A 17,156-nucleotide genomic window follows, 5' to 3' on the forward strand; every position below is an offset into this window, starting at 1 on the left:
AGCCGGATCACCCCACGAGCCGGATCAGCCGCCGCGCCTCCTGCACCAGGCGGCTCGACCCCTTGCGGCCGGCGACCGCCGCCACCTCCGGCAGCTCCGCCCGTACGCCCGAGATCCTGGCCGCCCGAGCCCCCGCCGCCAGGAGATCGGCCGCGCCCGCGCGAGGACGCTCCCCCTCCCTGGGCAGCAGGCCCGCCAGCACACCCGAGATCACCGCCCACACCGCCTCGTGCGCCCCCGCCTGCGTGGCGTCGTCGAGGACGGAGACCACCCGGTTGAGCTTGACGAGGTCGGCCGTGACCAGGGACGTCACCGCCGCGGCCAGAGCCTCGGCCGGTGTCTCGCCGCGGGCGGCGAGGGTGAGGAAGGCGTCGGTCGCGGCGGCCCGCTCGGCCGGGTTGACGTGCCCCATCCCGTACGCCAGGGCGTGGGCGGTGGCGGCGCCGACGGCTCCGTCGCCCGCGGCGAGGGCGATCAGCGCCTGCGTCTGCCGGTCGTTGGCGTCCATGGACCACGGCAGGTAACCGACGAGATGGGCCGCCGCCAGCTCGCGGTGGGCGGGGAGGGCGAGCGGCCACCAGGTCAGCGAGTACGTGTGACCGTCCTGCACCTCGAACAGGGCGCGGATCTCCCCGGGCAGGCCGGGGTCGGGCGCGCCGAGCCAGGCCCGCAGCCGCACGTCGTCACCCGCGCCGTGCACGGTCACGGTCGCCTCGGGGTCGGGCATGCCGCCGTCGCGCATCCACGCGGCGCACGTACGGCCCGCCTCCGAGGTGAGCCGGGCGGCCCGCTCGACGTCGGCGGGCGCGAACCGGCGGGGCAGCCGGAGCAGCGCCTGGGCCAGGTCGGCCGGCAGGGCCCGCACCCCGGCGGCCTCCTGCCGCTCCAGGCGGTCGAGCAGCACGGACGGCTCGACGTGCCCGCTGCCCGCCGTGGGCGTGGCCAGCAGGATCGGATAGCCGGCGCCCTCCTCGAAGGGGGTCACCAGCTCCAGGGCGCGGCGCCGGTAGAGCAGCTCCGGCGCGCCGGGCGCGTCGGGGTAGCGCCGCCGCCCCGGCGGCTGCGCCGTCAGCTTCCTGCTCCGCTCGGGGGCGGCGAAGGCGAGGAAGGCCCGGTGGACGGCGATGAACAGGTTCTCGTGGAACTCGCGGCCATGGTGCCCGTACGCGCTGGGGGTGAACGGGTGCCACCACGGCCGCAGTGCCTGCCTGAGCCGTTCGGGGTCGCGGTGCGACCACTCGGCCAGGCCCGCCAGGAGGCGCTCGAAGACCCACACGTCGGGCGGCCAGCGGAACGCGGCCAGCTCCACGACGAGCTCCTCGGGCGAGGCGATGGGCGGCGGCAGCGGCGGGCACTCCCCCACCGGCAGCGGCGGGGCGGCGGGCGGGGCCGCCTCGGCGATGCCGCCACCGTACGCCGCCGAGACCTGCTCCCGCAGCTGCGACGGCAGCTCCGCCGCCGCCTGCCGGACCGCCTCGCGGCCGGCGGGCCCGGCCTGCGGGGCGAGCCTGACGGCCAGGCGGACGGCGCGTTCCTGCAGCGCGAGCGTGTCCTGAGTGAAGATCGTGGCGAGGGTGCCGAGGACGGTGTCCACGCGGCCCGCCTCGCGCAGCACCGCGTCGCCCGCCCACGACATGGCCGCGCGCAGCAGCTTCTTCTCCGGCCGGAACGCCAGCGCCGCCATCGCCTCGGCGAACAGCTCCTCCTCCAGCCGCCCCGCCTCCTCCAGCCGCCGCAGCTGCGCCAGCGCCACGTCGGCCACCGCGACGGGGCCGGCGGGCAGCAGACCCGTGTAGTCCCTGGTGTGCCTGGCCGACTCGTCGATGTCGAGGTCGAGGCGGTCGTGCAGGCCGGCGAGCTCCGCCCGCGCCGCCGGGCCGTCGCGCAGCAGCCGCCGCACGACGGCGTCGATGACGGCCGCGCGGTCGAGCAGGCCGTCGTGGACGAGGCGCACGACCGTCTCGACGACCTGCCAGAGCGAGGTCTGGGCGAGGGCGTCGAGCTCGAGGATGCGCGGCCCGTACGCGGCCACCAGCGGGTCGCGCCCGGCCGTCTCCGGGTGCAGCCGGCGCAGCCAGCCGACGATGAACGGCTCGCCGTCCGGCGGCTCGATGCCGGTCTCGCGGACGAGCGCGGCGGCGACGGCCCAGTGCCGCGGCTCCGGCAGGCGCATGCGGGCGGCGATGCGGCGGGCCACGTCGGCCTGCCACTCCACGGGCCGCCGCCGCAGCAGGCCGACGAGCAGCTCGACGTCATCGTCGTTCAGCCATCGGGGCAGCTCGCGCCGGAACAGCCACGCCGTCACGGCGGACGCGCCGCCCATGCAGGCCACGCCGGCCACCAGGAGCGGCCTGCCCTGCCGGGCCCACTCCCGCCATCCGGCCGTGCGCGCCGTGGCCGTCACGTAGCCGGGCAGCTCCGCCGCGACTTTCCCGCGGCCCGGCTCGTCGAGCGTGACCAGGTAGGCCGCCAGCCCGGTGGCGTCGCCGGAGGTGACCCTGGCGAGGGTCTCCTCCCAGGCGGTCACGGGTGCGGGTGAGGGGTGGGCGCCCGAGTGCGCCACCAGCGCGTGTGCCATGCCCCGGGACACTAGCGAGCGGTTACGACAATTCCGGGATCATGAGGGAGGGACCGCTCCCCGTGCCCGGCCATCCCGTCACCGGCCCCGCCCGGCCGGCCGCCGACCGGCACCTGCAGAGCTTCGGCCTCCCGGTCGAGGCCCGCCCGCCCCACGCGTACGTCGCGGGCGACCTCGCGCTGCTCATCGTGGACCGGTCGATGCGCGGCACCGCGCGCGACGGCAACGAGGTGGACCTGAGCGGCACGGCCTCCGACGTCGTACGGCGCGGCGCGGACGAGCGGTGGCGCCACGTCATCGACAACCCCACGGCACCGCCTGGGCGGCGCGTCATCCGGCGCGTCATCCGGGACGGCCCCGGACCGGGAGGGTCCGCAGGAACGCCTCGATCGCCTCGCTGACCGCCCGCGGGTTGTCCTGGTTGGCGATGTGGCCGGCGCCGGGGATGACGACCTCCTGGACGTTCTCGGTCCCGGCCCACCGGGGCATGGCCGCGGCGATGTTGCCGGTGCCGTCCCGCTCTCCCCGGATCAGGCACAGGGGCACCGGTGTGCGATAGCCCGGGTCCGGGGAGAGGAACGCGACGGTCGCCCGCCACACCTGGAGGAACTCCTTCTTCGACAACTGGCCGAAGGCCCGCCGGGCGTCCGTCCGCGCGTCCTGGGTGACCGCAGAGGCGTCGGCCATCAGCCCCGGGAGGTTCCTGGCGGGCATCGCCGACAACATCGGCGCGGCAGCCTTCACCAGCAGGCGTTCCCTCCAGGACAGCGGCGCCGTGTTCGACGTCGCGCCGATGACGATCAGGGCGCGGGCCAGGCCGGGGTGCCGCCGGACGACGGCCTGGCCGAGGTTGCCGCCGAGCGACTGCCCGACGAGCACCGGCCGGTCCAGCGCCAGGTGGCCGATCAGCGCGCACAGGTCCGCCACCGCCTGCCCGGCGGTGAACGGGACGCCGGCCGGGCGCGACAGGCCGTGGCCGCGCAGGTCCCAGACGACGACGCGATACCCCCGGTCCCGCAGGTGCACCCGCTGGGCGTCGAACATCACGTGGTCGGCCCCGGCCCCGTGCGAGAACACCAGCGGCAGGCCGTCACCGCCGCTGTCGGCGTAACGCAGGTCGCAGCCTTGAAGGGAGAGCACGGACGGAAGATTCACCATATTCACAACATAGTGAAACTTCAGCGCTGAGGCCGCTCATGCCGCCGATCGTCTACAGGGTGCGGCCGACCATGAGGGCCAGGTCGATGAGGCGGTTGGCGTAACCCCACTCGTTGTCGTACCAGCCGACGACCTTGACCTGCGAGCCGAGCACCCGGGTGAGCTGGGCGTCGAAGACGCAGGAGGCGGGATCGGTGACGATGTCGCCGCTGACGACGGGCGCCTCGGTGTAGGACAGCAGGCCCTTGTACGGGCCCGCCGCCGCCTCGGCGTAGGCGTCCTTGACCTCCCGCACGGTGGTCGGGCGGCGGGTGGTGACGGTCAGGTCGGTGACCGAGCCGGTCGGGACGGGGACCCGCAGGGCGAAGGCGTCGAGCCGGCCCTGGAGCTCGGGCAGGACCAGGCCGATGGCCTTGGCGGCGCCGCTGGAGGTGGGGACGATGTTGAGCGCCGCGGCACGAGCGCGGCGCAGGTCCTCGTGCGGCGCGTCCTGGAGGTTCTGGTCCTGGGTGTAGGCGTGAACGGTGGTCATCATGCCGGAGTCGATGCCGACCGCGTCGTGCAGCACCTTCGCCAGCACGCCGAGGCAGTTGGTGGTGCAGGAGGCGTTGGAGATGATCGTGTGGCGTTGCGGGTCGTAGGCGTCGTCGTTCACGCCGAGCACGATCGTGACATCCTCCCCGCTGGCCGGGGCGGCGATGATGACCTTCCTGGCGCCGCCGTCCACGTGTGCGCGCGCCCTGGCGGCGCTGGTGAAGAGGCCGGTGGACTCGATGACCACGTCCACCCCCAGATCTCCCCACGGCAGGCCGGCCGGGTCGCGCTCGGCCAGCACCTTGAAGCTGGTCTCGCCGGCGCGGATCACGCCGGGCCCGGCGGTGATCTCGCCGGGGAAGCGGCCCAGGATCGAGTCGTAGGCCAGCAGGTGGGCCATGGTCGGCACGTCGCCGAGGTCGTTGACCGCGACGATCTCCAGATCGGCGCCCCGGGCCGCCGTCGCGCGGAAGACGTTGCGGCCGATGCGCCCGAAGCCATTGATGCCCACTCGAACAGTCATGTGTGCCCTTCCTCTCAACGGGCCTACATCATAAGCATCTTATATAAATCCTCAATATATAGTGGTGGCCGTGAACGACAGCTCCGACGACGACCTGGACGTCGACGCCTTCACCGCGGCGATCGAGAACTTCAACCGCTTCTACATCCGGCTGCCCATGCTGGAGAAGCTGTCGTTCACGACACTGTCGGTGCTCGACACGCTCGCCTTCGGCGGCGGCCCCATGCGGCTGACCGACCTGACCAGAACCGAGCAGGTCAGCCAGCCCGCCATCACCCAGCTGGTCACCCGGCTGGAGCGCGACGGGCTGGTGGAGCGCCGTCCCGACCCCACCGACGGGCGCGCGGTCCTCGTCCACATCACCGAGGCCGGCCGCCGGATCGGCCGCTCCCGTCACGAGGACCGGACGCGCCACCTGGCCCCGCTGTTCGCCCAGCTGAGCGCCGAGCAGCGACGGGCGATCGCCGGCGCGCTGCCCGCCCTCGCCCGGCTCGCCGAGCTCGGGCGCGCCCGGCGGCCCGGCTGAGCCCGGACGCCGGGACCCCGCGGTCAGTGGCGCCAGTAGCCGCAGAACATGATGTGCTCCTTCGGCACGCCGTTACGCACCCAGTGGCGGCGCAGCGCCGTGGGCAGCGCCGACTCCCCCACCACCCAGCCGTAGAAGGGCTCGCCGGGCAGCGGCAGGGCGACGGCGGCCGCCAGGGCGAGGGCGCCGGGCACGGCGGTGTGGTCGTCGCGGACGAGCCAGGTCACCTCGACGCCGTCGGGCGCGCGGAGCGGCTGACGGTCCTCGGGTGAGGGGATCTCGGCCAGCGCGTGCCCCACGGTGTCCGGCGGAAGGGAGGCGAGGATTCCCGCCATCGCGGGCAGCCCGCTCTCGTCGGCCACGAGGGCGACCCTGCGCGTCCCCGGCGGCGGGTTGAAGCCGACGCCCTCGTCAATGAGTGCCACGCTGTCGCCGGGCGCGCAGGTCTCGGCCCAGAGGGCGGCGGGCCCGGGCGTGCCGCCGGCGGCCGAGCCGTGCAGGACGAAGTCCACGTCGAGCTCGGGGCCCTCGGGCCCGTCGGGGCGGTACGCCCGGACGGTGTAGTTGCGCAGCACCGGCCGGGAGGTCTTGGAGATCGTCAGGAGCCTGGCGTAGCCGAGGGTGGTCAGCTTGTCCGGCAGGCGCGCGAGCGAGTCGGCGGCGACGGGGAGGAAGAGGCGGAACCACTGGTCGTAGCCCATGGGCACGAAACGCTTGACGTCGCCGGCGCCGAGCGTGACGCGGGCGAAGTGCGGGGACAGGCGTTCGCGGCGGAGAACCTGGAGGACGAGCAGTTCTGAGGTCCGGGGCTTGATCCGGTTGCTGTGCAGGTTGCTTCTGGCCATGCGGGGTCCTCGTGTCGGGGGGTGGGGCAGCTCGCGGCCGGGGCCGTGACCGGATCGTCGAGGACGACGCCACGGCGGCCAGGAAAGGTCTACCTAATTTAGGTTAGCCTTACCTTATGATGCCAGACCGGAGGTCTTGAAGATGACGCCCCCATCCCCGGCCACTCCCGTCATCGAGCCCGCGGACACACCGGGCAGGTACCGGGTGACCTTCCTGTGGGAGGCCGCCTCCGCGGACGAGCGCGCGGTCGTGCTGATCAACACCGTGACCGACCGCGACCGGCACGCCGGCGACATCACGGGTCACGTCATGACCCCGCTGCCCGGGACGGGCCTGCTGCACCTGACGTACGAGCTCGACGCCGACCTGCGTGCCAGCTACCAGATCCTCCCCTGCACCACGCTGCCCGGCACCGACCGGGACTCGTGGCTGAAGGCCAGGCGCGCCGCGCTGCCCGACCCCCGCAATCCCCGTACGGTCCCGAGCTCCCCCGACCGCCACCCGTCGTCGCTGCTGGAGCTCCCCCAGGCCCCGCCCCAGCCCTACCGCGACGCCAGGCCCGGCGTTCCCCAGGGGCGCGTGACCGAGGCCGGGGTGGCGGGGCGGCGCGTGTGGGTCCACACGCCGCCGGAGCACGGGACGGGGCCGTACCCGGTCGTGGTGCTGCTCGACGGCGAGATGTGGGCGGGGCGGATCGGCCCCACCGTCGACAACCTGATCGCCGACGGTCACCTCCCGCCCGCGGTCGTGCTCATGCCCGACTCCGTCGACCGGTCCACCCGGCACCGGGAGCTGGCCTGTCACGAGCCGTTCGTCCGCTTTCTGGCCGGCGAGCTGCTGCCGTGGGCGGAGCGCGAGTGGCAGGCGAGCGCCGACCCCGGCCTCACCGTGATCGCGGGGCAGAGCTTCGGCGGCCTGACGGCCTCCTACGCCGCGTTCGTGGCTCCCGAGCGGTTCGGCAACGTGCTGTCGCAGTCCGGCTCGTACTGGTGGAGCGAGGCCGACCCCGAGTGGCTGACCGGCAGGTACGCGCGGGCGCCCCGGCTGCCGGTGCGCTTCCACGTCGAGGCCGGCGCGCTGGAGTGGATGCTGGTGCGGGAGAACCGCCGCTTCGCCCATACGCTCGCCGCCCAGGGGTACGAGGTGAGCTTCACCGAGTACAACGGCGGCCACGACCCCGCCTGCTGGCTCGGCGGCCTGGCCACCGGCCTCACCACGCTGGCGGCCGGATGGCTGTGAACCTCAGGGGAACCCCGGGCGGCGGGCCGCCTCCGCGCACATGGGCGCCCGCCACCCGGGGTCGATCAGGGTCGCGGGCCCCGTGCCCGCGAGAAGGCCGCTCCCGCGTCCCGCCGTGAGGTGCGGACTCCCCTCACGGGCGCACGCCGCGGGGTCGCGGGCCGGTCCAGGCGGCGGAGACGTACGCCAGGCAGGCGGCGCGGCAGTCCGGCCCGAACCGCACCGACCAGCCCTCGGGCACGGCGGCGGAGCACGGCCAGATGGAGTGCCGCTCCTCGTCGTCGGCCAGGACGAGGAACTCGCCGTCCGGGTCGTCGAAGGGGTTCACGAACCCAGCTCCCGGAGCCGGGCCGCGACGATGGCGCCGATGTCGGCGATCGGTCCCGGCTGGGTCATGTCCCGGTGGCCGCAGGCCACGTCGTGCGTCTCGACGGCGCCGGTGACGTGCGGGCGCCAGGCGTCCGCGGCCGGGCCGTCGCCGATGGCGGCGCGGAAGAAGAGCAGGTCGCCGTCGTACGGGCGGGTGTCGAGGCCGCGTACGAGCCGGTCGGTGCCGAGGCAGAGGTCCCTCAGCTCGGCGAGCGTCCCGGCGGGCAGCGAGGCCGGCGCGCTGGCCTCGCCGCGCAGGATCTCTGCCACGCGCTCCAGCGTGAGCGGCGCGTCGGGCGCGCAGCCGGCCAGGCGGAGCTGCACCGCCATCTCCTGCGCGATGACGCCGCCGGTGGACCAGCCGAGCAGGTGGTACGGGCCGTGCGGCCGGGCCAGCCTGAGCCGGGCGACGTAGCCGGCCGCCAGCCTGCGCAGCGAGGCGGGCGGGCGGTCGCGGCGCGCCTGCAGCCCGTAGATCGGCCGGTCGGGCACGTGCCGGACGAGGCCGCCGTAGCACCAGCTCAGCCCGCCCGCCGGGTGCACGCAGAACAGGGGCGCCTTAGCGCCGGCCTCACGCAGCGGCAGCAGCACCCCGAGCGGGTCCCCGCCGCCCCCCGCCAGCGCGGCCGGCCCGGCGGCGGTCGGCGCCTCGAACAGCGCGCCGATCGGCACCTCGGCCCCGAACACCTCCTTCACCCTGGCGACCAGCCGCACCGCGAGCAGCGAGTGGCCGCCGAGGTCGAAGAAGCCGTCGTCCACGCCCACCCGCGGCACGCCCAGCACCTCGGCGAACAGCGCGCGCATGGTCTCCTCGCGCGGCCCGTCCGCCGTCCGCGGCGCGGGCCCCGTCCGCGGCGCGGGCGCGGCAGCGCGGGCGGACCCGTCCCGCCGCGCGGGCGGGGTGGCGCGGCCGGGCTCGCCCCGCACGTCGGCCTGCCGGCCGGCGCGGCCCAGGTAGCCGAGCGTGCCGTCGGGCAGGTGGCCGCGCAGGGAGTCGTACTCGGGCAGGTACTGGGCGGGCTCCTCGGTGAAGCGCAGCCGCAGCGGCTCCGCCTCGGCCAGGCACCGCTCCAGCGCCCGTTCGAACACCTCCGCCCGCAGCGGGCCGCGGATGTCGATCCGGTCGGCCAGGTTGCAGGCGGGGTTGCCGGGGTCCAGACGCTGGGCGAGCCAGATCCCGGCCTGGGCTCCGGACAGCGGCATGCTCTGCTCGCTCACGCGGGCGACCGCCCCTCGCCGCGGCGGACGGTCCTGGCCCCCGCGCCGGTGCCCCCGGACGAAACGGACAGCACCGACGGCGCGCGGTCGTCATCCGGCTGCCGATCCGCCGCGGTTGTCAGCAGTTGCATCGAGTTCCGATCCCGTCAGGCGCGAAGGGCCGCCGTCCATCGCGGCAGGCCCTCCCCGAACGACTAAAGTTAGGTAAGCCTTGCCTAATTTGATCGGAAAGTCCGCATCTGTCAAGGAGCGTTCCGGAGTGGCCGCCGAAGTTACGAGCGACGTCCCTGATGGGGCAGCCTGAGGACGGGCGGCGCCCGCGGGCGGACGCCTTCGCCGGCCTGCCGGCCCCGAACGGGAGGTCCGAAGTCCGCCAGCGCGGGCCGGAGGCAGGGGCAAGAGTTGGTGCCCATGAACAACACCGTGATGAACGAGCACGTCCGGATCGAGCCGAACATCCTCTACTTCGGCACCCCCGTCGTGCTGATCTCGTCGTCGAACGAGGACGGCACCCCCAACCTGGCCCCCATGTCGTCGGCGTTCTGGCTGGGCTGGCGCGGCATGCTGGGGCTGGGCCCGAGGGCGAAGACCGCCGCCAACCTGCGCAGGACCCGCGAGTGCGTGCTGAACCTGCCCTCCGACGCGCTCGCGGCGGCGGTGGACCGGCTGGCGCTCACCACGGGCTCCGATCCGGTGCCCGAGCGCAAGTACGAGCGGGGTTACCGGCATGTGAGCGACAAGTTCGGGCACGCGGGGCTCACCGCCGTGCCGTCGGAGGCGGTGGCGCCGCCGCGGGTGGCCGAGTGCCCGGTCGCGATGGAGTGCGTGGTGGAGGCGGTGCATCCGATGGCCGACGGCGGCACGCTCGCCTTCGAGGTGCGGGTCGTGCGGGTGTGGGCGCACGAGGAGATCCGGCTCGCCGGGACGGACGACCACATCGACCCCGACGCGTGGCGACCGCTGATCATGAGCTTCCAGAAGTTCTACGGGCTGGGGCCGCAGGCGCATCCGTCGAGGCTGGCGAGCATCCCCGAGCGGCTCTACCGGACGACCGACATCGACCGGGCCCGCTCGGAGGCGCCCGCGCTCTGATCCCGTCCGGCCTGCCGAGGCACGCCCGCCTGGCCACCGGGGGGCGCGTCGGGCCGGGCGCCTTCCGGGGTGCCGCACGTCAGGCGGGCGTGGTCACGTCCAGGACGGCCTTGCCCGCGACGCGCCGCTCCAGCAGCGCCTGCGCGGCCTCGGCGATGCGCTCCCAGGAGCCGCGCCAGCCGATCTCCGGTGACAGCCGCCCCGCCGCGGCGAAGCCGAGCAGCGTCGCGAGGTCCGGCCCGAACTCGCGAACGTCGCCGAACGTGCTCATCGTCCTGGCGGGCCCGACGGAGAACAGCGAGTACGGCTCGAACACGGCCGGCTCGCCGGACGCCCAGCCGATGTTCTGCACGCTCCCGCCGGGCGCCAGGAGCGGCCAGGCCGCGACGAGCTGGGGCCCGCCCACGTTGTCGAGGATGAGGTCGACGGGCCGGTCGATGCCTTCCAGCCCGACCACCACCTCGTGGGCGCCCAGCCCGGCCAGACCCTCGCCACGCGCCGCCGACCCCACCGAGGCGATCACGTGGGCGCCGCCCAGGGCGGCGAGCTGCACGGCGTACCGCCCGACGCCGCCCGCGGCGCCGGTGACCAGCACCCGCCGCCCCAGGATGTCGCGGGTGCGCAACGTGCGCAGCGCGGTGACGCCGGCCATCGGGAGCGCGGCGGCGTCGGCGAGCTCCACCCGCCCGGGAACCTCGGCGACCGCGGTGCTGTCCACGGCCATGCGCTGTGCCCACGCGCCGGCGCCGAACGCCGCGACCCTGGTTCCTTCGGCGGGCCCGGTCCCGTCGGCCGCGGCGCGCACGACGACTCCGGCGGCGTCGTAGCCGTGCACGGTCCCGGCCGGCCGCCGACCGGCGAAGGCCACTTCGCCCCGGTTGAGGGAGATGTGCCGCACGTCGATCAGGAGCTGGTGCGGTGCCGGCTCGGGCTCGGCGGCGGTGGCGAGGCGCAGGGATCCGGGGGCGTCGGGGTCGACGATGAGTGCGCGCATGTCCGTCCCTCTCGTGAGGAGTGATGCGGACCGGCGGTCCGCTTGGCTGGACGGTAGCATAATCGGACCGATAGTCCGCATTCGTCCGTGAGAGGTCCCATGGCAGCCCGCCGCACCGACGCCGACGCCGACACCGACACCGACGCCGACGCCGACGGCACAGACACCACTGCGAGCCCCTCCGGCGTTGTGAGCACGAGCGGCGCCGCAAGCACGGGCGGCGCTGGGAGCACGAGCAGCGCTGGGAGCACGAGCGGCGCCGCAAGCACGGGCGGCGCGGGGAACGCCGCGAGCACGGCGAACGCGGCAGGCGCAGAGCGCGGCGAGCACGCCGGGAGCGGCGGGAGCGGCGAGCGGTCCGAACGCGCCGATGCCGCCAGGAACCGGCGGGCGGTGCTGCGCGCGACCGAGCGGCTCCTGGCCGAGGGCGGCGGGGACCACGTGTCGCTCGACCGGGTGGCCGCGCTGGCCGGAGTGGGCAAGGGCACGGTGTTCCGCCGGTTCGGCAGCCGGGCCGGCCTCCTGCAGGCACTGCTCGAAGAGCGCTCGCGCGAGCTGCGGGAGGCGGTCGCGAGCGGCCCGCCACCGCTCGGCCCCGGCGCACCCGCCCGCGAGCGCCTGCACGCCTTCCTGGACGGGCTCGGCGCCATCGCCGAAGGCAACGCCGTCCTGCTGGCGGCGCACGAGCAGGCGTGCGCCGAGGACAGGTACGACGATCCGAGCTACCGGTTCTGGCACGCCCATCTCAGCGCCCTGTTCGCCGCCGAACGCCCCGACCTGGACGCGGACTTCCTGTCCCACGCCCTGCTCGCGGTCTTCGACGGCGACCTGATCCGCCACCTGACACCGCCCGGCGACCCCCGCCGCTTCACCCGTTCCGTGCAGGAGACGGCAGCGGCGCTGCTCGGCCCCCGCTCCTGACGAACGACCGGAACCCGCGGATGTGATCTTCGGCACACCGGCCGGCGGACCCGGCCCGCCCGGGCGGCGGCACGCGGGTACAGTGACCTGCCGTGGCCGGTCGGCCTGGGGGCCGCCCACCAGGACGGGGCCGCCGGGCCGTGATCGCCCTCCGGCGGCCTGGCGGAAAAACCGCGAACAAGGACGCCCGCATCGGGCAATCAGCGCCGACCCTCCTTCGAGAAAGGCGCCGGATGCATGACCCTTCTGCCCACCTCTCCACCCCCGTGGCCGCGGATCCGGACGACGCGTCGGTCATCGCGAACTCGCGCCACGAGCCCGAGTGGTTCTCGGTGATCTTCGACCGGTACTTCACGGCGATCCACCGCTACGTCGCCGCCAGGCTCGGGCCCACCGCCGCCGACGACGTGGCCGCGGAGACGTTCCTGGCCGGCTTCGACCAGCGCGACCGCTACGACCTGACCCGCCCGGAGGCCAAGGCCTGGTTGTACGGCATCGCCACCAACCTCATCGGCCGCCATCGCCGCGACGAGCTCCGCCTCTACCGGGCGCTCAGCCGCGCGGCCGGCCGCGACGACATCGAGAACCACGCCGACCGGGTCGCCGACCGGGTGACCGCCGAGCAGCTCAGCCCGCGGCTGGCGCGCGGACTGAAGAGCCTGCCGCGGGGCGACCGTGACGCGCTGATGCTCGTCGCCTGCGCCGGCCTCAGCTACGCGGAGGCGGCGTTCGCCCTGGGCGTTCCGATCGGCACCGTCAGCTCGCGGCTGAACCGGGCCAGAGCGAGGCTGCGCAAGACGCTGGGCCACGCGGCGAAGGAGGTCTGAGTCATGGAAGAGCTGCACGAACTGCGCCGCCATCACGACGCGATGCCGGAGCCCGCCACGGAGACCATCGGCGCGGCACGTACGCGTCTCGAGACGCACATGCGCGGAAGCCGCCGGCGGCCCGCCCGCCGGATCCGCCCGATGTGGGCGCTGACCGTCGCCGCGACGGCCGCCGCCGCGCTGGCCGTGGCCGTGACGGTCGTTCCCGGCCCGGCGAAGGACGCGCGAACCCACCAGCCCCAGCCGCCCGCCGTCACCGAGCTCCGGCTGCGCCCGGTGGCCGACGCCCAGGACGTGGCCGACAACGCGGCGTTCCTGGCCGGCGGCGAGCCCGCGTGGACGGCCGGGCCCACGCAGTGGGGCTACGTCAAGAGCCTGCGTGCCCGGACCCGGGTGGACGGCGGGCAGTGGCTGCGCGGCGAGCCGGCGGCGACGGACACCCACGAGCAGTGGCGGCGGCTCGACGACAAGGCGTTCGCCGCCATGGAGAAGGGCAAGCTCAGGGTGTACGAGGGGTCGGAGTTCGAGGTGACCTACCCCTACCTGCTCGCCCTGCCGGCCGACGCCGATCGGCTGCTGGCCCGGATCTACGGGACGGTGGACGCCGAGAGCGCCAGGAACCGCGCCTCCCTCCAGGACAGGGCCCGGCAGCGGGCGCGGGCCACGGGCAGGACGCCCGAGGAGGCCGAGCGCCTGGCCGCGGAGGCGGCGCCACCCCTGACCTCCATCGAGCGCGACAGGTGGGCGTTCCAGCTGATCGCGATGGGCATGGGAGACGCCGCGCTCCCGCCCAGGCTGCGGGCCGCCATGTACGGCGCCATGGCCGCGATCCCGGGCGTCCGGTACGAGGAGGGCTCCTCCGACCTGCTCGATCGCCGGGGCATCACCCTCTACCACGTCCTGGACGGCTATCTGCGCGACGAGATCTTCATCGATCCGAAGACGTACGCGTACCTGGGCTACCGCACCGTCGTGGTCAGAAACCACCAGGACGGCCCCCTCCGCACGATGAAGAAGGGCGAGATCCACAACTGGGACGCCCTGGTCGAGGCCGCCGTCGTCGACCGGGCCGGGCAACGGCCCGGCTGACCCCGCTACCGGTGGGCGCCGTCGCGCGGGCAGGACCCACGTGCGATGCGGCATCGGTGAGCACCCACCACCTGCCGGGGACGGCATCCGCTCCTCCGCGCCACTGCTCCTCGCTGCGGCGCCGCCGTACGGTCAAATCATGCGGCGCATCGCCAGAGTGCTCGGGGGGCTGATCCTCCTCGCCCTCCCCGGCCTGCTCCTCGTGTGGGCGACCGCCGGCGGCGCGCTCTCGTGGCCGGCCGTGCCGGCCGGCGCGCTGCTCCTGCCGGCTTGTGCGATCGCCGGCCTGGCGCTGTTCGTCCTGTTCGGGCTCATCGTGCCGGAGCGTTTCCTGTCCAAGGGCGAGGGCGGCGAGGGTGTCACCCACCGGACGATGAAGGACGGCCGCACCGTCTTCTGGTGGTGACCCGCCCCCTCTAACGGCACATTCGTGCCGTTAGTGTGCTACCGTTCTTAACGGGAAATCCGGCCCGTTTAAGGATGGAATCATGGAATATCGTCAGTTGGGCGCGTCCGGTCTCAAGGTGCCCGCGCTGAGCTTCGGCGCGGGCACGTTCGGCGGCAGGGGTGAGCTGTTCGGCGCGTGGGGGAACACCGACGTGGCGGAGGCCAGGCGGCTGGTGGACGTGGCGGTCGAGGCGGGGGTGACCATGTTCGACACCGCCGACGTGTACTCCGACGGCGCCTCGGAGGAGGTGCTCGGCCAGGCGATCAAGGGCCGGCGCGACGAGGTGCTCATCTCCACCAAGGCCGGGCTGCCCGTGAACGACACGCCCAACGGCGCCGGCACGTCGCGTCCCCGGCTGATCAAGGCGGTGGACGACGCGCTGCGCCGGCTCGGCACCGACCACATCGACCTGTTCCAGTTGCACGCCTTCGACGCGGCCACGCCGATCGAGGAGGTGCTGTCCACCCTGGGCGACCTGGTCGCGGCCGGCAAGCTCCGGTACGTGGGCGTGTCGAACTTCTCCGGCTGGCAGCTCATGAAGTCCCTCGCCGCGGCCGACCGGCACGGCTACCCGCGGTACGTGGCCCACCAGGTCTACTACTCGCTGGTCGGCCGCGACTACGAGTGGGAGCTGATGCCCCTCGGCCTCGACCAGGGCGTCGGCGCGCTGGTGTGGAGCCCGCTCGGCTGGGGCCGCCTCACCGGCCGCATCCGCCGCGGCGCGCCGCTCCCCGAGGGCAGCCGGTTGCACCGGACCGCCGCCTATGGGCCGCCCGTGGACGACGAGCGGCTGTACACGGTGGTGGACGTGCTCGACGAGATCGCCGGGGAGACCGGCCGGAGCGTCCCGCAGATCGCGCTCAACTGGCTGCTGCGCCGCCCCACCGTGGCCTCGGTCATCGTCGGGGCCCGCAACGAGCAGCAACTGCGCGAGAACCTGGGCGCCGTCGGCTGGTCCCTCACCCCTGACCAGGTGGCCCGCCTCGACGCCGCCAGCACCGTGACGGCGGCCTACCCCTACTACCCGTATCGCAGCCAGGAGGGATTCGCCCGGGTGAACCCGCCGATCGAACGCCTCGTCCACCAGGTGTGACATCCACGACGACCGCGGCCCGGGCGGGCGCCCGGGCCGTCACACCCCGGGCCGGCTCTCCGGGTGGCCGACGCCCTGGATCGCGTGTTCTCCCCTGACGAGCCGGTCCCGCTCCACCTTCCCTGTCGGGTTCCGCGGCACCGACGGCACGAACTCGACGTCGCGCGGCGCCTTGAACCCGGCCAGCTCCTCCTTGACCGCCCGCCTGAGCTCGGCCGCCGACAGCCGGGCCCCCTCCGCCGCGACCACGTACGCGGCCAGCCGCTGCCCGTACTCCTCGTCCGGCACCCCGAGCACCGCCACGTCGGCCACGCCGGGGACGCGGGCCAGGACGTTCTCCACCTCCTGGGGGAACACGTTCTCTCCACCGGAGACGATCATTTCGTCGTCGCGCCCGTCGATGAACAGCAGGCCCCGCTCGTCCCGGTGCCCGAGGTCGCCCGTGGCGAGCAGCCCGTCCGATCCTCCGCCCGCCCCGAACGTCAGGCCGCCGCCGACGAGCACCCGCCCCACCTGCCCGGCCGGCTGCTCGCGCCCGCCGGCGCCCTCGATCCGCACGGTCGCGCCGCGCGGCGGGCGGCCGACGGTGCCGGGGGCGGTGCGCAGGTCGGCGGGGGTGGCCAGGGCGGCCCAGCCGGCCTCCGTGGAGCCGTAGAGGTTGTGCAGCACGTCGCCGTAGGCGTCCATGAACGCGGTCGCCAGGTCCGGCCGCAGCGCCGAGCCGCCGCAGACCACCACGCGCAGGTGCGGCAGCCGCCGGGGCGCGCAGGCCAGCAGGCGTCTCAGCATCACGGGCACGGCCACCAGCGTTCCGGCCCGGTGCCGGTCGAGGGCGTCGAGCACGGCCTCGGGGTCGAAGCGGCGCATGAGCACGACCGGGCAGCCGAGCACGAGCGCGGCGGCGTACCAGAGCAGCCCGAGCCCGTGGAACAGCGGCGGCGCGATGAGCATCGGCTCCCCGCCGCGCACCGGCACGGTCGTCAGCATCGCCAGGAACGGCTCGATCACGCCGGCCGGGGAGAGCCGCCGCGGCGCCCCCTTGGGCACCCCGGTCGTCCCGGACGTGAGCAGCACCAGCCGTCCGGCCCGCCGCGGGATCGGCGCCTCACCCGCACCGCCGCCTTCCCTGATCAGCGCGTCCAGGTCGCCCGTCCGGGGCCCGTCGAAGTCGACCCGGGGCAGGCCGGGGTCGGCGACGAGCGCGTGCACGCCCTCCCGCCGCAGCACGTCCCGCAGGCGCGGCCCGGCCAGCCCGGTGTTGAGCAGCAGCAGGTCGGCCCCCAGCCGGGACACGGCCGCGACCGCCTCAGCGAACCCCCGGTCGTTGGGCCACATGACCGCCACCGTCCTGCCGGGCCCCGCCCCGAGCCTGCGGTGCAGGCCCGCCGCCAGCGCCGCGGCCCGGGCGTCGAGCTCGGCGAACGTGAGCGTCCCCGCCTCGTCCACGACGGCCGGCCGGTCGGGCCAGCGCGCCGCCGCGGCGGCCGAACCCGTGGCGGGCGTCAGGTGGAAGTGCCGGTACGCCTCCACGACGCGGGCGAGCGCGGAGGGGTGCACCGGGCCGAGCAGCCCGTTGCGGATGAGCGCGGGGGCGGCTTCGAGTCCGAAGCCGCCCAGGTCGGCCAGCCTTCCGAGCATCTGCGCACCAGGCCTTTCCTCAGGACAGGAGGTACGCGTACCCGCCCGCGCCGCGACGGAACG

At 74.8% G+C, this 17,156-nt stretch carries 18 protein-coding genes; 9 read left to right on the plus strand and 9 right to left on the minus strand.

Translation table 11 applies throughout. The features are described from left to right. Nucleotides 1–7 precede the first annotated feature (7 nt). The gene (locus tag HD597_RS23275; RefSeq protein WP_253744802.1) at nucleotides 8–2,578 is read right to left on the minus strand and encodes a DUF6493 family protein; all 2,571 of its coding nucleotides are present in this window, start codon (nucleotides 2,576–2,578) and stop codon (nucleotides 8–10) included. A 41-nt stretch (nucleotides 2,579–2,619) separates the two neighbouring features. Between HD597_RS23275 and HD597_RS23280 the strand changes: the two genes are divergently transcribed. Next, nucleotides 2,620–2,979 carry a YybH family protein gene (locus tag HD597_RS23280; RefSeq protein ID WP_253744803.1) on the plus strand — a complete coding sequence of 120 codons (360 nt, stop codon included), beginning with the start codon at nucleotides 2,620–2,622 and terminating at the stop codon, nucleotides 2,977–2,979. On the opposite strand, the gene HD597_RS23285 is transcribed toward HD597_RS23280, so the two are convergent. Both HD597_RS23285 and gap read right to left on the minus strand, forming a co-directional pair. Continuing rightward, on the minus strand, nucleotides 2,921–3,736 hold the full coding sequence (locus HD597_RS23285) for an alpha/beta fold hydrolase (RefSeq protein WP_253744804.1): 816 nt from the start codon (nucleotides 3,734–3,736) through the stop codon (nucleotides 2,921–2,923). The genes HD597_RS23280 and HD597_RS23285 overlap by 59 nt on opposite strands. Before the next feature lie 52 nt (nucleotides 3,737–3,788). Next, nucleotides 3,789–4,793, minus strand: coding sequence for a type I glyceraldehyde-3-phosphate dehydrogenase (gap, locus tag HD597_RS23290; RefSeq protein ID WP_253744805.1), 1,005 nt, complete (start codon nucleotides 4,791–4,793; stop codon nucleotides 3,789–3,791). A 70-nt stretch (nucleotides 4,794–4,863) separates the two neighbouring features. Between gap and HD597_RS23295 the strand changes: the two genes are divergently transcribed. Further along, nucleotides 4,864–5,319: a MarR family winged helix-turn-helix transcriptional regulator gene (locus HD597_RS23295; RefSeq protein ID WP_253744806.1), complete on the plus strand. Its 456-nt coding sequence runs from the start codon at nucleotides 4,864–4,866 to the stop codon at nucleotides 5,317–5,319. A gap of 23 nt (nucleotides 5,320–5,342) precedes the next feature. Here the strand turns inward: HD597_RS23295 and HD597_RS23300 are convergent, their stop codons facing one another. Next, the gene (locus tag HD597_RS23300; RefSeq protein WP_253744807.1) at nucleotides 5,343–6,164 is read right to left on the minus strand and encodes a siderophore-interacting protein; all 822 of its coding nucleotides are present in this window, start codon (nucleotides 6,162–6,164) and stop codon (nucleotides 5,343–5,345) included. Between the two features lie 142 nt (nucleotides 6,165–6,306). On the opposite strand from HD597_RS23300, the gene fes reads away from it, so the two are divergent. Then, complete coding sequence (gene fes, locus HD597_RS23305) at nucleotides 6,307–7,404, plus strand: enterochelin esterase (RefSeq protein WP_253744808.1); 1,098 nt, start codon at nucleotides 6,307–6,309, stop codon at nucleotides 7,402–7,404. A 133-nt stretch (nucleotides 7,405–7,537) separates the two neighbouring features. On the opposite strand, the gene HD597_RS23310 is transcribed toward fes, so the two are convergent. The 3 genes from HD597_RS23310 to HD597_RS64705 are packed head-to-tail and all read right to left on the minus strand — an operon-like array spanning nucleotide 7,538 to nucleotide 9,122. Further along, entirely contained in the window at nucleotides 7,538–7,732 is a 195-nt protein-coding gene (locus HD597_RS23310; RefSeq protein ID WP_253744809.1) for an MbtH family protein, read from the minus strand. Further along, nucleotides 7,729–8,991, minus strand: a complete 1,263-nt coding sequence (locus HD597_RS23315) for a thioesterase domain-containing protein (RefSeq protein WP_253744810.1) — start codon at nucleotides 8,989–8,991, stop codon at nucleotides 7,729–7,731. The genes HD597_RS23310 and HD597_RS23315 overlap by 4 nt, the downstream gene beginning before the upstream one ends. After that, a complete protein-coding gene (locus tag HD597_RS64705) occupies nucleotides 8,988–9,122 on the minus strand; it encodes a hypothetical protein (protein WP_276082999.1) in 135 nt (44 codons plus the stop codon). Before HD597_RS64705 ends, HD597_RS23315 begins: the two co-directional genes overlap by 4 nt. 280 nt (nucleotides 9,123–9,402) lie before the next feature. On the opposite strand from HD597_RS64705, the gene HD597_RS23320 reads away from it, so the two are divergent. Further along, nucleotides 9,403–10,083: a flavin reductase family protein gene (locus HD597_RS23320; protein WP_253744811.1), complete on the plus strand. Its 681-nt coding sequence runs from the start codon at nucleotides 9,403–9,405 to the stop codon at nucleotides 10,081–10,083. 79 nt (nucleotides 10,084–10,162) lie between these two features. Here the strand turns inward: HD597_RS23320 and HD597_RS23325 are convergent, their stop codons facing one another. Beyond that, nucleotides 10,163–11,077, minus strand: coding sequence for a zinc-binding dehydrogenase (locus tag HD597_RS23325; protein WP_253744812.1), 915 nt, complete (start codon nucleotides 11,075–11,077; stop codon nucleotides 10,163–10,165). A gap of 99 nt (nucleotides 11,078–11,176) precedes the next feature. Here HD597_RS23325 and HD597_RS23330 point away from each other — a divergent pair, with 99 nt between their 5' ends. From HD597_RS23330 to HD597_RS23350, 5 genes are all read left to right on the plus strand, one after another. Further along, complete coding sequence (locus HD597_RS23330; protein ID WP_253744813.1) at nucleotides 11,177–11,998, plus strand: TetR/AcrR family transcriptional regulator; 822 nt, start codon at nucleotides 11,177–11,179, stop codon at nucleotides 11,996–11,998. Between the two features lie 233 nt (nucleotides 11,999–12,231). Beyond that, a complete protein-coding gene (locus HD597_RS23335; RefSeq protein ID WP_253744814.1) occupies nucleotides 12,232–12,825 on the plus strand; it encodes an RNA polymerase sigma factor in 594 nt (197 codons plus the stop codon). 3 nt (nucleotides 12,826–12,828) lie between these two features. Beyond that, a complete protein-coding gene (locus tag HD597_RS23340; protein ID WP_253744815.1) occupies nucleotides 12,829–13,914 on the plus strand; it encodes a hypothetical protein in 1,086 nt (361 codons plus the stop codon). A 139-nt stretch (nucleotides 13,915–14,053) separates the two neighbouring features. After that, the gene (locus tag HD597_RS23345) at nucleotides 14,054–14,320 is read left to right on the plus strand and encodes a hypothetical protein (protein ID WP_253744816.1); all 267 of its coding nucleotides are present in this window, start codon (nucleotides 14,054–14,056) and stop codon (nucleotides 14,318–14,320) included. Nucleotides 14,321–14,402: 82 nt separating this feature from the next. After that, nucleotides 14,403–15,455, plus strand: a complete 1,053-nt coding sequence (locus tag HD597_RS23350) for an aldo/keto reductase (RefSeq protein ID WP_253744817.1) — start codon at nucleotides 14,403–14,405, stop codon at nucleotides 15,453–15,455. A 39-nt stretch (nucleotides 15,456–15,494) separates the two neighbouring features. Here HD597_RS23350 and HD597_RS23355 read toward each other — a convergent pair whose 3' ends face one another. Beyond that, a complete protein-coding gene (locus tag HD597_RS23355) occupies nucleotides 15,495–17,093 on the minus strand; it encodes an AMP-binding protein (protein WP_253744818.1) in 1,599 nt (532 codons plus the stop codon). Nucleotides 17,094–17,156: the final 63 nt, after the last annotated feature.

It is taken from the genome of Nonomuraea thailandensis (assembly GCF_024172165.1).
Classification (GTDB): domain Bacteria; phylum Actinomycetota; class Actinomycetes; order Streptosporangiales; family Streptosporangiaceae; genus Nonomuraea; species Nonomuraea thailandensis.